This is a genomic window from Bradyrhizobium sp. LVM 105, from assembly GCF_003957705.1.
GTDB classification, from domain to species: domain Bacteria; phylum Pseudomonadota; class Alphaproteobacteria; order Rhizobiales; family Xanthobacteraceae; genus Bradyrhizobium; species Bradyrhizobium frederickii.
On the sequence record NZ_QZMV01000011.1, the window covers coordinates 60832 to 74087 of the forward strand.

Annotated in this window: 14 protein-coding genes; 6 read left to right on the forward strand and 8 right to left on the reverse strand. The window is 66.8% G+C overall.

The features are described 5' to 3' along the window. Positions 1-18: 18 nt before the first annotated feature. The 3 genes from D6B98_RS26560 to mobB are packed head-to-tail and all read right to left on the reverse strand — an operon-like array spanning position 19 to position 2091. Positions 19-252 carry a sulfurtransferase TusA family protein gene (locus tag D6B98_RS26560; protein ID WP_028134664.1) on the reverse strand — a complete coding sequence of 78 codons (234 nt, stop codon included), beginning with the start codon at positions 250-252 and terminating at the stop codon, positions 19-21. A 45-nt stretch (positions 253-297) separates the two neighbouring features. Then, on the reverse strand, positions 298-1554 hold the full coding sequence (locus tag D6B98_RS26565) for a molybdopterin molybdotransferase MoeA (RefSeq protein ID WP_126259894.1): 1257 nt from the start codon (positions 1552-1554) through the stop codon (positions 298-300). A gap of 9 nt (positions 1555-1563) precedes the next feature. After that, positions 1564-2091: a molybdopterin-guanine dinucleotide biosynthesis protein B gene (mobB, locus tag D6B98_RS26570; RefSeq protein WP_126259896.1), complete on the reverse strand. Its 528-nt coding sequence runs from the start codon at positions 2089-2091 to the stop codon at positions 1564-1566. A gap of 210 nt (positions 2092-2301) precedes the next feature. Here mobB and fdhD point away from each other — a divergent pair, with 210 nt between their 5' ends. Continuing rightward, entirely contained in the window at positions 2302-3192 is an 891-nt protein-coding gene (gene fdhD / locus D6B98_RS26575; protein WP_028134660.1) for a formate dehydrogenase accessory sulfurtransferase FdhD, read from the forward strand. Further along, positions 3173-3814, forward strand: coding sequence for a molybdenum cofactor guanylyltransferase MobA (gene mobA, locus D6B98_RS26580; RefSeq protein ID WP_126259898.1), 642 nt, complete (start codon positions 3173-3175; stop codon positions 3812-3814). Before fdhD ends, mobA begins: the two co-directional genes overlap by 20 nt. Before the next feature lie 5 nt (positions 3815-3819). Here mobA and D6B98_RS26585 read toward each other — a convergent pair whose 3' ends face one another. After that, complete coding sequence (locus D6B98_RS26585; RefSeq protein WP_235885161.1) at positions 3820-4119, reverse strand: hypothetical protein; 300 nt, start codon at positions 4117-4119, stop codon at positions 3820-3822. Positions 4120-4228: 109 nt separating this feature from the next. Here D6B98_RS26585 and D6B98_RS26590 point away from each other — a divergent pair, with 109 nt between their 5' ends. After that, entirely contained in the window at positions 4229-4465 is a 237-nt protein-coding gene (locus D6B98_RS26590) for a hypothetical protein (protein ID WP_126259900.1), read from the forward strand. Positions 4466-4505: 40 nt separating this feature from the next. On the opposite strand, the gene D6B98_RS26595 is transcribed toward D6B98_RS26590, so the two are convergent. From D6B98_RS26595 to D6B98_RS26605, 3 genes are read right to left on the reverse strand one after another with little or no spacing between them, the layout of a single operon-like run. Next, entirely contained in the window at positions 4506-6455 is a 1950-nt protein-coding gene (locus tag D6B98_RS26595; protein WP_126259902.1) for a molybdopterin biosynthesis protein, read from the reverse strand. Positions 6456-6467: 12 nt separating this feature from the next. Then, positions 6468-7574: a molybdopterin-binding protein gene (locus tag D6B98_RS26600; RefSeq protein WP_126259904.1), complete on the reverse strand. Its 1107-nt coding sequence runs from the start codon at positions 7572-7574 to the stop codon at positions 6468-6470. Positions 7575-7628: 54 nt separating this feature from the next. Continuing rightward, entirely contained in the window at positions 7629-8456 is an 828-nt protein-coding gene (locus tag D6B98_RS26605; RefSeq protein WP_126259906.1) for an ABC transporter substrate-binding protein, read from the reverse strand. 267 nt (positions 8457-8723) lie between these two features. Here D6B98_RS26605 and D6B98_RS26610 point away from each other — a divergent pair, with 267 nt between their 5' ends. Beyond that, positions 8724-9617 (forward strand): substrate-binding domain-containing protein, encoded by an 894-nt coding sequence (locus tag D6B98_RS26610; protein ID WP_126259908.1) that lies wholly within the window; start codon positions 8724-8726, stop codon positions 9615-9617. Between the two features lie 100 nt (positions 9618-9717). Continuing rightward, positions 9718-10947: an ABC transporter substrate-binding protein gene (locus D6B98_RS26615; protein ID WP_126259910.1), complete on the forward strand. Its 1230-nt coding sequence runs from the start codon at positions 9718-9720 to the stop codon at positions 10945-10947. A gap of 128 nt (positions 10948-11075) precedes the next feature. Here the strand turns inward: D6B98_RS26615 and D6B98_RS26625 are convergent, their stop codons facing one another. After that, positions 11076-12038 (reverse strand): TAXI family TRAP transporter solute-binding subunit, encoded by a 963-nt coding sequence (locus tag D6B98_RS26625; protein WP_126259913.1) that lies wholly within the window; start codon positions 12036-12038, stop codon positions 11076-11078. Positions 12039-12143: 105 nt separating this feature from the next. On the opposite strand from D6B98_RS26625, the gene D6B98_RS26630 reads away from it, so the two are divergent. Then, complete coding sequence (locus D6B98_RS26630) at positions 12144-13118, forward strand: Bug family tripartite tricarboxylate transporter substrate binding protein (RefSeq protein WP_126259916.1); 975 nt, start codon at positions 12144-12146, stop codon at positions 13116-13118. The last annotated feature ends 138 nt before the right edge of the window (positions 13119-13256 follow it).

The window sequence follows — 13256 nt, forward strand, 5'->3', positions numbered from 1 at the left end:
CCGTGAATATGCACCTTTCTACGGCCCATCGCCCTTTTCGACCAGGAACACGATGCGGGCCTCATTGCGCTCGGTGATCTCGACCTTGTCGCCCGTCTCGCGGATCAGATTCGGAATGTCAATCACCGACAGGGGATCGGTGCAATGAACCTCGAGCTGATCGCCGGGTTGCAATGGCTTGAGCGCCTTGCGCGTCTTCAGGGCGGGCAGCGGGCATTTCAGTCCGGTGAGATCGAGCATCGTTCTGGTCATGGGCGCAACATGGCGGGACGAAGCGATGGCGTCAACGCAAGGCCGCTAGAGCAGATCGGCGTAGGACAGAAAGCCGACATCCTGCCCCGGCTCGACGCCCGTGATGCTCTCACCGAGCTCGACGAGGCCGTCAGTCTCGACCAGCGAGGACAACAGCCCGGCTCCCTCGCGCGGAAACTTGATGGCCTCGAGCCGGCCGTCCTGCGCGCGGCGCAGGGAAACGCGCACATATTCGCGCCGGCCTGCCTTCTTCTTGTAAGTGAACGCAGCGCGCAGCGGGATCGGCGTCAACGGTTCCGGCAGGCCGCCCGCCAGCGCAAGCACCGTCGGCCGCACCACATGGACGAACGTCACGAAGCTCGCGACGGGATTGCCGGGCAATCCGATCAGTGGCGTGCCGTCGATGATGCCCATCGCCACGGGCCGCCCGGGCTTGATCGCCATCCGCCACAGCACCAGCGAGCCGACGCTCTCGACCGCCGCCTTGACGTGGTCCTCCTCGCCGGTCGAGACGCCGCCGGTGGTGAGGATCAGGTCGTGGCGACCCGCAACCTGCTTCAAGCCGTTCGCAAGCGAGGTACGCTCGTCGCGCAGAATGCCGAGGTCGCTGACCTCGCAGCCGAGCCGGCGCAGCATCGCCATCAGCATGAAGCGGTTGGAATCGAACAGCTGCGAGGGCGCGCGCGGTTCGCCGGGCGAGGCCAGCTCGTCGCCGGTCGAGAACACCGCGACGCGAATGCGCCTGACCACGTCGAGTCCCGTCAGACCGAACGCAGCCGCCAGCGCGACGTGCTGCGGCCGCAAGCGCTGGCCCGCGCGCAGCGCGACATGTCCCTGCGGGATGTCCTCGCCCGCGGGCCGGACATTGGACCCAGGCTTCAGCCCCGGCGGCAGCACGATCCTGCCGGCCTCGTCGACGCGGACATCTTCCTGCATGAAGACGGTCTCCGCGCCCGGCGGCATCGGCGCGCCCGTGAAGATGCGCGCGGCGTGGCCGGGCTTGATCGGTGCCTGTGCAAGCCCGCCGGCCGGGATGCGGCCGTCAAGCGGGACTGCCTGCTCGGCGCCAGCAGGAAGGTCGGCATTGCGCACGGCGTAGCCGTCGACGGCCGAGTTGGTGAAGGGCGGCAACGGCAGCGGCGCCGCGATGTCGCGCGCCAGCACGCGCCCGTCTGCGTCGGTGAGCGCCACCGTCTCCAGATCGGCGATCGCGTTGACGCGCGTCGTGATCAGGCCGACGGCGTCGTCGACCGACATCATCGGGCCGCCGAAGGCAAAGCAATCGTCCGAGAGTTGCGCCATGGTGCCTCGTCAGCGTATCGCGGCGCTCTTTGCCACCACTTCCTCGACCGGCATCGCCGCGCGCAGCAGCAACGCCGCAGCGGCCTCGATGTCGTCGAGATGGACAGTCGGCAGCCGAGTGTCAATGGCGGCGTCGGTCGCGATCCCGGCAATCCCAGGATCGTCGGGAAACAGCAGCGGCTTGCCGTTTGCCGCGCGATGCACCTCGATCTTGCGATGCGGCTCGCGCTTGAAACCCTCGACCACGACGAGATCGACCGCGGACAGCTTGCCCAATAGTTCCGGCAGCCGCGGCTCCGCCGCGCCGCGCAGTTCGTGCATCAGGGCCCAGCGGTTTGACGAGGCAACCAGCACCTCGGCCGCGCCGGCCTCGCGATGGCGCCAGGAATCCTTGCCGGGCACGTCGACGTCGAACTGATGGTGCGCATGCTTGATCACCGAGACGCGCAGACCTTGCGCGTTGAAATGCGGGATCAGCCGCGCCAACAGCGTGGTCTTGCCCGCCCCGCTCCAGCCTGCCAGGCCGATGACTTTCATTCCAGCTCCGTCGCTGCGCACGCCTCAGTCCTTGGGTGGAACCGCCGGTCCAACCCCGTCATTGCGAGCGCAGCGAAGCAATCCAGAGTGTCTCCGCGGATGCATTTCTGGATTGCTTCGCTGCGCTCGCAATGACGAACGGAGGCATTTTGTCCATTCCCCGCCATGCTTATATCGGCTTGACCCGAATGTCATGCTAACCTCGCGGCCATGATGAAGATCGACAAAGCCCCGGTGCCCCTGATCGTCCCCAACCCGGACGACCCGCGCCTGACCCAGAGCGTGACCGGGACCGACCAGACCGGCGCCAGGGTCGAGATCAAGGTGCCGATGGAGCGGCCGCTGACGCTTTACCTGAACGCCCAGGAGATCGTCACCATGATGACGATCGGCGACTATCCGGAATATCTGGCGCTCGGTTATCTTCTGAACCAGAACATGCTGAAATATAACGACGCGGTCACCGAGGTCGAATACGACGACGATCTCCAGGTGGTCGTGGTGCGCACCGAGCATCACACCAATTTCGAAGCCAAGCTGAAGAAGCGAACGCAGACCTCGGGCTGCGCGCAGGGCACCGCTTTCGGCGACCTGCTCGAAGCCGTGGAGAGCGTCGCGCTGCCGAAGGCGGAGCTGCGCACATCCTGGCTGTACCAGATGACGCAGACCATCAACACCATGCCCTCGCTCTATCTCGAGGCCGGCGCGATCCACGGCTGCGTGCTGTGCAAGGAGGGCACCCCGCTCTGCTACACCGAGGACGTCGGGCGCCACAACGCCGTCGACAAGATTGCCGGCTGGATGTATCGCCACGGCGTCGATGCTTCCGACAAGATCCTCTACACCACGGGGCGCCTCACCTCGGAGATGGTGATCAAGACGGTCCGCATGGGCATTCCGATCCTGGTGTCGCGCTCCGGCTTCACCGCCTGGGGCGTCGATCTCGCACGTCAGGTCGGACTGACGCTGGTCGGCCGCACCCGCGGCAAGCGCTTCATCGTCCTCGCCGGCGAGGAGCGCATCGTCTACGACCAGAACCTTGCTTACGTCGAGGAAGAGTCGGCGAAGCACAAGCGCAAGGGTGAAGGTGGTGACGACTGAATCCCCGGCCACGCAAGGTGTGCTGCTCGCCGGCGGCCTCGCCCGCCGCATGGGGGGCGGCGACAAGCCGATGCGCACCATCGGCGGCCGCACCATTTTGGAACGCGTGATCGCGCGCCTGAAGCCTCAATGCAGTGGATTGATCCTCAACGCGAACGGCGATCCCGCACGTTTCGCGGCCTTCGGCTTGCCGGTCGTCCCCGACGACGTGCCCGGCTTCCCCGGCCCGCTCGCCGGCATCCTCGCGGCGCTGGACTGGACCGCGGCGAACCGGCCGGACGTCGAATGGGTGCTCAGCGCCGCCGGCGACTGCCCGTTCTTGCCGCGCGATCTGGTTGCCCGCCTGCATGACGCGCGCGCGCGCGAGAACGCGCAGCTCGCCGTTGCCGCATCAGGCGAGCAGTCGCATCCCGTGATCGGCCTGTGGCGGGTCGCTTTGCGCGACGAGCTGCGCCACGCGCTGGTCGTCGAAGACCTCCGCAAGATCGACCGCTGGACCGCACGCTATCCGCTGGCGACGGTGACGTGGCCCACCGAGCCACTCGATCCGTTCTTCAACGCCAACACGGTCGAGGATATCGCCGAAGCCGAGCGGCTGGCGGCACTGGATGATGCGGCCTAGCGGCGTTACGATTTCGGAAACTCGTTGAGAAGCTGCGCCCAGATGATCGCGAAGGCGATCAGGCCGCAGAGACCGAGGGCCGTGTTGAATCGCGGCAGACGGCCGATCGCAACCAGCAGCCAGGCCGGCAGAAAGAACGCCCCAAAGACCATGCCGAGCGGAAACACCGCAAGCCATTGAAAGCCGCTGCCGTCCCCCTGCGGGACATTCGCGATGTGATAGAAGGTGTAGAGCCAGAACAGCGTTCCGGCCGTCGCGATGAGTGCAGCAAGCTTGCGGAAATTGAAGGGCATCGATGCGGTCATGACCTGGCTCATATTCCTTGGTCGTAGCGGCGGCCATCCAAGTTCATGACGTCCTGAACCGGACCCGGGACCGCAGCGACCACTGACCGAACCCTGCCCCGGATGAGCCATGGCCGACTCGCTCTTGGATGTCATTTTCGATGTTGTCGATCTCGCGCTCGATGTTTCGGAGGTGATCGATCGCACGAAGCAGTTGAGCAAGCCCGACACCGTCGAGGTCCCGCCGGATCCAAAACCGCTACCGGCCGCCGCGCAGCGTGCGCTGGCCGAAGCCGAGAAACTGGAGCGCAAACGCGATCAGCCCGATCAATCCGCCAGCGGCACCGACCAGGCGTCGTCGCCGTAGACCTGCGCCAGATGTTGGCGCGCGATGTCTCCAGCACCCGCTACGCGGGCCGGAAGCCGGCCCGCTCCAGCGCCGCACGCGCCTCGTCCGAGCCGAGGGCATCGAGAAACGCCTGCACCGCTGGACGGCCTTTGCGCGCCGTCACCAGCGCAAAGTCATAATGCTCTTCCGCGAGCGGAATGAAACCGAGGCCGGCCGCATCGGCGACCGGCGCAATGGTCATGCCCCAATCGGCGCGCTGCTGCGCGACGGCCGCCGCGACGGCGTTGTGCGAGCGCGGCTGGTTCCAATAACCTTCCGGGCGCGCGCCGCCGAGCAACCGGTCGATCAGGATGCGGGTGCCGGCACCCTGGTTGCGGTTGACCATGATGCAGGCGGGATCAGAGAGCGCGCCGGCCACCGCCTCCTTCGCATCAAGGCCCTCGAAACGCCTGTCGCCCTTGCGGAAGACAATGCCCTGCATCCGCCGCCAGCCTGGCACGAGCTCGAGGCCGTCGACGAGATAGGGCGAGTTGTAGGTCTCGCTCTTGTCGTCGAACAGGTGGATCGGCGCGACATCGCATTCGCCGCGCTTGGCGGCTGCGAGGCCACCGAGGCTGCCGACGGCGATCGAGCGCACGGTCAGGCCGGCATGCGCGAGCCCAGCGGTGACGAGATCGAGACCGGTGCAATGGCTGCCGAGGATGACGAGATCCGGCACGCGCACATGCGGCGTGAACAGCGTCACCTCGGTTGCGGTCCCGGCCGGCATCTGGTCGGCGAGCGCGTCGATGCGCAAGAAACCGTCGGCCTGCGCGAAGGACGTGATCGCGCCAGAGCCCTTGCCGGAGGGATAGGCGACTAACCCATTCTTGCCCTCGACCAGCGAGACCATGACGAATTCGGTGCGGCCGAGCTCGGACGCAATGCGCACCGGCACGGTCGCGTTCGCCTTGGCATCGGAGCGTGGCGGCAGGCCGGCCAGCCTGCGCAGCACCGGCACGATCATGTCGTGAAAGGTGAACATCGCCGAGGTCGGAAAGCCCGGCAGGATCACCACCGGCTTGCCGTCGCACACCGCAAGGCACAGCGGCTTGCCGGGCTTGAGCGCGACACCATGCGCGATGATGCCGGGCTTGCCGAGCCGGCCGATGATGCGATGGGACAGGTCGCCCGCGCCTTTCGAGGTGCCGCCTGACAGCACCAGCATGTCGGCATCCGCGAGCGCGCCGCGCATGGCAGCTTCGAGCTTGGCTTCATCGTCCGGAATGGCGCCGAGGAAGACCGCCTCGCCGCCGTTCTCGTCGATCGCGGCCGCGACGATGGCGCCGTTGGTGTCGTAAATCCCGGCAGCGGCGAGCCTCCGGCCGGGCTGAACCAGTTCATCGCCGGTGGAGATCACGGCCACAAGCGGCTTGCGCGCGACCTTCACCTCGGCGATGCCGCAAGCCGCCAGCATGCCGATCTCGCGCGAGCCGATGATGGTGCCGGCACGCAGCAGCGCCTCGCCGCGCGCGATGTCGGATCCCGCATAGGACACGAATTGCCCCGGCGAGACGGCACGACGAACCTCGATCGTGTCGGACCCCGCCGGCTGGGTGTGCTCGACCATGACGACGGCGTCGGCGCCACGCGGCAGCGGACCGCCGGTGGCGATCGCCGTCGCGGTTCCCGGCGCCACTTGCAGCCTTGGCGCGGTGCCGCACTGGATCGTTTCGCCGTTCAACCCAAGACGCACCGGCTTGCCTTCGCCCGCCGCGACGAGATCCGCCGAGCGCACGGCAAAGCCGTCGACGTTGGAGCGGTCGAAGGGGGGAACGTCGATCGGCGCCGTGACGTCTTCGGCGAGCGCTGCGCCGAGCGCATCGGCAAGCTTGCGCCGATCGGCTGGAATCGAACGCGGGAACAAGGCTGCCTCGAAGCGCGCCAGGGCCTCCTCCCGCGAGAGGATCTTGAGGAACTGCGCCTGTTCGAAGGCGCTGCGGTCTTGCGACTGGGGGATCATCGTCATGCCGAACCCATATCACTCCCGGATCAGATAGGCATCGACCGGCGTTCCCGCCGCAAATCCCTCGCTGTCGCCGGGAACGAGCAGCCATGCGTCCGCACCGGCCATGGCGTGGAAGGGCCATTCCCCGACTGCGAGCGGCGTCCAGGCGTCACGCTCCTCGGCCAGCAGAACGATCTCGGCGATGCCGCCGCTGGATGCGATCTTGCGTGCCAGCGGCAAGGTGATCCGTCGGCGCGTCCGACGCGCTGTCAGGCGATCGACGAGCGGCTGCACCAGCGCGAGCCAGGCCGCGAGCGCAGCATCGGGCGAGCCGGGCAAGGCCACCACGGGAACCGGTCCGAGCCGGCCGACCGCGGCAGTACGTCCAGGGTGAAGCGCAAGGCCGTGTGCCTTCACCTCGCCCCGCCGGGCCAAGGCCAACACGGCAGCATCCCGGCGGCCGACGCCGCTGCCGCCGACGGTCAGCAGGAGATCACAAGAGGAGGCGTCAAGCGCGTCGGCAATCGATGCTTCGTCGCGCGCACCGGCTTCGCGCGGTTCGACGTCCAGTCCCGCCGAGCGCGCGAGACCGGCGATCATGTGCATCGTTGCCGTTGCACCCGGCACATTGACGATGCGCAATCGCGGCCGCCGCACGCCGAGCTTCGCCAAGCCTGCAACACGTGCGAGCAGCAGATCGGACGCACCGACGGGAGAGCCCTCGGCCCCGGCAGGCGTGCGTGCCGTCATGTCGCTGCCTGCGCGCCTGACGCCCTGTCCCGGCACGGCTTCCGCCAGCACCTGCACGAGCGGCCCGGACACCTCCACCGCGTCGGCATCGAGCACACAGTCGCATCCCGCCGGCATCGCTTCGCCAGCCTCGATCCATGCCGGGGCTTTCGTCAAAGGCAGCGGCGAATAAGAGGACGCACCGACAAGATCATTGGCGCGGAGCGCCCAGCCGTCCGTGGAGGCAATGTCGTGCGGCGGATGGGCCGCAAGCAACGGAGTGCCCGCCGCGATGCAGCCGGCCGCATCGATCAGCGGCAATTCCACCGGCGCAAGCGGCGCTAGCCCGTTCAGCAATGCGGCGAGCGCGGTGTCGAGCGGCGTCAGCGATGGCGGCAGGCGCTGGGTCATGCGCCATGGTGGACCATGCATCGCCCGCTTTGGCAACCGCCGGCGATGCGGGCCTCAGCCGCCGGACCTGTCCGAATTCGGGAAGAACAGCTGCTGCCCGTCGACCTTGTAGCCGGCGATCGCCGCCTGCCCCTCCGGCGAGGTCAGCCAATCGATGAAGCTCTGCGCGAGATCCTGCTTCACGTTCGGAAACTTCGCAGGATTCACCAGCATGACGCCATACTGATTGAGCAGCCGCCGGTCGCCTTCGACGACGATGTCGAGATCGCCGCGATCCCTGAACGAGATCCAGCCGCCGCGATCCGACAGCACATAGGCATTCGCGGCACGCGCGGCGTCGAGAGCCGAAGCCATGCCCTGCCCCGCCTCGCGATACCAGGCGCCCTTGGCCGCCGCGATGTCGATGCCGGCGACGATCCAGAGCGCGAGTTCCGCGGCGTGGGTGCCCGACCGATCGCCGCGCGTCACGAACGGCGCGCCCTTGGCTTCGATCGCCTTCAGCGCGGTCACGATGTCCTTGCCCTTCACCGCCGCGGGATCGCTCTTCAGCCCGATCAGAACGTAGTCGTTGTACATCACGTCGAAACGCTTCACGCCAAACCCGTCGGCGACGAATTTCTCCTCCTGCGGCCGCGCGTGCATCAGCACGACGTCGGCCTCGCCTCGTCGCGGCCCGTTGAGCACCTCGTCGGCGCGCCGCGCGATCACGGTCACCTCGATGCCGGTCTTGTCGTGGAAGATCGGCAGCAGATAGTCGAGCAGGCCGGACTCCTGGGTCGCGGTCGTCGTGGCGAGGACGATGCTGCGGTCCTCGGCGAATGACGCCGCAACGCCCACGGTGAGACCGCAGAACAGCGCGAATGCAACGGACAGGCGGCCCATGATCAGGTTCCCATTGGCTATGACGCCTTCATGATGCTGATCGAATGCGCCGCACTCGTGACGCGTTTGCGCGCTCCGCGCTCTCCAATCGGGAAATTTCGGCAAGGCTGCGCGCTTCGGAATCGTTCACCAAAGCAAAAATCGCATGCGAGGATGTGTTGCAAAGCAGCGACTTGATCAGGCATGGTTCCCGCGAACTCTTGAAATGCAGAATATCCACCTGCGTCGAACGTCAAGAAGAAGTAAGAATTTGCATAGGAATGCAGGATGGAATTCCTGACGACCAGCGAAGCCGCCGACTATCTTCGGCTCGGCGAACGTAAGCTCTATGAACTCGTCACCACCGGCGCGATCCCCTGCACCAAGGTGACCGGGAAGTGGCTCTTCCCGCGACACGAACTCGATCTCTGGGTGCTGTCGGGGCTCGCGCGTCCGGCCGGCATGCTGATCGCGGAGCCGCCGCCGGTGGTGGGCGGCAGCCAGGATGAACTCCTGGATTGGAGCCTGCGCGAATCCGGCTCGGGCCTGGGATCGATCAGCGAGGGCAGCGTGCGCGGGCTCGAGCGCCTGCAGCGCAACGAGGTGATGGCGGCGGCGGTGCACTTTCACGGGCAGGACGCTTCCGACGATGTCGCCGGGGATGCCAGTATCGAGGCGCTGCGCGCAGCTCCCGACCTGCACGATGCGGTGCTGGTGGCGTTCGTGCGCCGCGAGCAGGGGCTCGTGCTGCCGCCAGGAAATCCCAAGCAGCTGCACGGCCTGACCGACGTGCTCGCGCTCGGCGCCAGGGTGGCGATGCGGCAACAAGGCACCGGGGCGCAGATGCTGCTCGACGTGCTGCTGAAGCGCGCCGGCGCCACGACGCGGGATTTGCGCCGGGTCGAGACGCCGGCTCTCACCGGTCCGGACCTTGCCGAGCTGGTCCGCGCCGGCCAGGCCGATTGCGGCATCGCGACCCGCGCCAGCGCGCGCTCGGCGGGGCTCGATTTCGTGCCGCTGGTCTGGGAGAACTTCGACCTCGCGATGCGGCAGCGCAGCTATTTCCGCCCCGCCATGCAGGCCCTGCTGCGGTTTCTCGCCGAAAGGCGGCTGCGCCAGCGCGCCGAGGAACTGACCGGCTACGATCCTTCGGCCGCAGGCCAGATCCGGTTCGCAGCCTGACATTGACGCCCGCCCCCAAATAGTTGCAAAAGAAACCAATTCAGCCGGGGGCACACCCGGAGCAACACCGGCCAACGCGCCGGATCAGGGGAGGAGACACGTGAATCCAACGAGATTTGGACTACCGGTCGCGGCCGGCTTTGCAGCAACGATCCTGGCGGCGACGCTGATGTCGGGCGCCGCCATGGCGCAGGTTTCCGACGGCGTCGTCAAGATCGGCGTGCTCACCGACATGAACGGGCCGGCGTCGGCGCCGACCGGCCAGGGCTCCGTGACGGCGGCGCAGATGGCGATCGACGATTTCGGCGGCACCGTGCTCGGCAAGCCGATCAGCGTCGTGGTCGGCGATCATCAGCTCAAGGCCGATATCGGCGCCTCGCTCGCGCGGCGCTGGTTCGACGTCGAGCAGGTCGACCTGATCGTCGACGTGCCGGTCTCGGCGGTCGGGCTTGCGGTGCAGAACATCGCCAACGAGAAGAAGCGGCTGTTCATCACCCACTCCACCGGCACCGCGGACTTCCACGGCAAGTTCTGCTCGCCTTACGCGATCCAATGGGTGTTCGACACCCGCGCGCTCGCGGTCGGCACCGCGGACGCGGTGGTCAAGCGCGGCGGCGACAGCTGGTTCTTCATCACCGACGACTACGCCTTCGGCCATTCGCTGGAGCGCGACGCCTCCGCGGTCGTCACCGCCAATGGCGGCAAGGTGCTGGGCTCGGTGCGGCCGCCGCTGGCAACGCCGGATCTCTCCTCCTTCGTGCTGCAGGCGCAGGCCTCCAAGGCCAAGATCATCGGCATCGCCGCAGGTCCCCCCAACAACATGAACGAGATCAAGACCGGCTCGGAGTTCGGCGTGTTCAAGGGCGGCCAGCAGATGGCGGCGTTGCTGGCGCTGATCACCGACATCCACGGTCTCGGCCTGCAGGCCGCGCAAGGCCTGCTTCTGACCACCTCGTTCTACTGGGACATGGACGACAAGACCCGCGAATGGTCGAAGCGCTACTTCGCCAAGATGAACAAGATGCCGTCGATGTGGCAGGCCGGCGTCTATTCGAGCGTGATGCACTATCTCAACGCCATCAAGGAGACCGGCAGCGACGATCCGCTCAAGGTCGCCGCCAAGATGCGCGAGAAGCCGATCGAGGATTTCTTCGCCCGCAACGGCCGTTTGCGCGAGGACAATCTGATGGTGCACGATCTCTGGCTGGTGCAGGTGAAGACGCCGGAGGAGAGCAAATATCCGTGGGACTATTACAAGATCCTCACGACCATCTCCGGCGACAAGGCGTTCGGTCCGCCGGACCCGGCCTGCCCGCTGGTGAAAAAATAACGGTCTCGCAAAGCACACAACTCGTCATGCCCGGGCTTGTCCCGGGCATCCACGTCTCTCCTTAATCGCGGTGACGCGTGGATGGCCGGGTCAAGCCCGGCCATGACGGCAGCGGGTGTGGCTGCGTCCTATTTCGTCACTCCGATCTCGCGAAAATACTTCATCACGCCGGGATGGATCAGCTCCGGCCTCGGCGCCGCCGCGACGGTGTTCGAGGCCGTGGTCTCGCAGGCCTGGGCGAGCTTCTTGCAGAACGTCGCCTCAACGCCGTGCAGCGTCTTCGCCAGGCGATAGGCGACGTCGTCAGGCAGATCCTCGCGCGTCAGCACGAAGCTCCACGAGCCCAGCGAAGCGATCGGCGCGTCCTGCTTCGGATAGCTGTTCGCCGGCACCAGCAGCGGCTTCAGGAACGAGTGCCTGGCGCGGATGCGCGTCATCTCCTCGACACTAGGCGCGATGAAGCGCGCGCCAGACGCGCTCGATGCGACCGCGGCAAAGCCGGGCCAGCCGATGCCGGCGCCCCAGAGGGCAGCGACGCGGCCGTCCTCGACCATCGCGGGGCCGTCGCCGGCGCGGTCGAGATAGACGGCCTTGAAGTCTTCGTCCTGCTTCAGGCCGATGCCGTCGAGCACGTAGCGCGCCAGGATCGGCAGGCCCGAGCCCCTGGCGCCGAACGCGACGGGCTGGCCGACCAGATCGCGGATGGTCCTGTAGGGGCTGTCCGCGCGCACCACGAACATGCCGGGATTGGAATAGATCGCCGTCAGGATTTTCAGCCGCGCCGGCACGCGGCCGATGCCGGCGAAGGCCTCATAGGCCGGCTCGCCCGCGACCAGCGCGAGATCGAGCTCGCCCTTCTCCAGCAGCGGGATGTTCTCGTTGCTGCCCTTGGTGTTGCGCGGCGCGATGGAGAGGTGCGGATCGGCCGCGTTCATCACCTCGGCAAAGGCATTGCCATAGAGCGGAAAGCCGCCGCCGGGCGTCGCGGTGCCGAGGCTGAGTGTCGTGGTCGGAATGGCCGTGCCTCCGGTCTGAGCGGCAACCGGGCTCAAGAGCAGCGCCGCGCTGACGAGGATGATTGCGAATCTCATGGTCGTCCCTGAGGGCTCGCGTCAACACCGACTTGCGGCGATGTAGGCAGGGGGCCGATTTTGTGAAAGCATGCTCCCAACGACAATAGAACAACGGGAGGCGTCATGTTGCGCATTTTGCGGTGCGGTGTTTTCGGGCTCGCGGTCCTCACAGGTCTTTTCAGCGTCACGCCTCCAGCCTCCGCCGCCTATCCCGACCGCCCCGTGCACTGGCTGATCGGATTTTCCGCCGGCGGCCCGGTCGACATCGTGGCGCGGATCATGGCGCAGTGGCTGTCGGACCGTCTCGGCCAGCAATTCATCGTCGAGAACCGCACCGGCTCCGGCGGCAACATTGCCGCCGCCGCCGCGATCAGCTCGCCGCCGGACGGCTACACGCTGCTGTTCGTCGCGCCCAACAACGCGATCTCGAGCTCGCTCTACAAGAAGCTGCCGTTCGACTTCCTGCGCGACACCGTGCCGGTCGCGAGCATCATGCAGCTCACCAACATGCTGGTCGTGTCCAACGCGTTCCCGCCGAAGACGGTCCAGGAGTTCGTCGACTATTGCAAGGCCAATCCCGGCAAGATCTCCTTTGCCTCGTCCGGCAACGGCACCTCGGTGCACATGTCAGCCGAGCTGTTCAAGGTGCTGACCAAGTGCGACATGGTGCACGTGCCCTATCGCGGCTCCGCGGTCGCCTTCCCCGACATCATCTCCAACAAGGTGCAGCTGATCTTCGACAACCTGCCTTCGGCCATGGAGCAGGTGAAAGGCGGCACTGTCCGCGCGCTCGGCGTGACCTCGCCGCAGCGTTGGCCGAGCGTGCCCGACGTGCCCGCGATCGCCGAGACCGTGCCGGGCTTCGAGTCGGTCGGCTTCTACGGCATCTCCGCGCCGAAGGGCACGCCGAGCGAGGTGATCGAGACGCTCAACAAGGCCGTCGGCGAAGCGCTGAAGGACCCGAAGCTGGTCGCGCGCCTCACCGAGACTGGCGGCATCCCCAAGCCGATGACGCCCGCCGAGTTCGGCAAGCTGGTCGCGGACGAGACCGAGAAGTGGCGCAAGGTGGTGGAGTTCGCCGGGGTCTCGGTGGATTAGCGAAGGGCCCAGCCGCGAGCCCGCCGTTCGCCGGCCAGACATCGGAGGGGACCGAAAGGCCCCCTCGCGTCAAAAGTTGCAAAACAACCCCATGCACAGTAGACGAAGCCAACAATTTCAATGGGTTACCTAACCCAA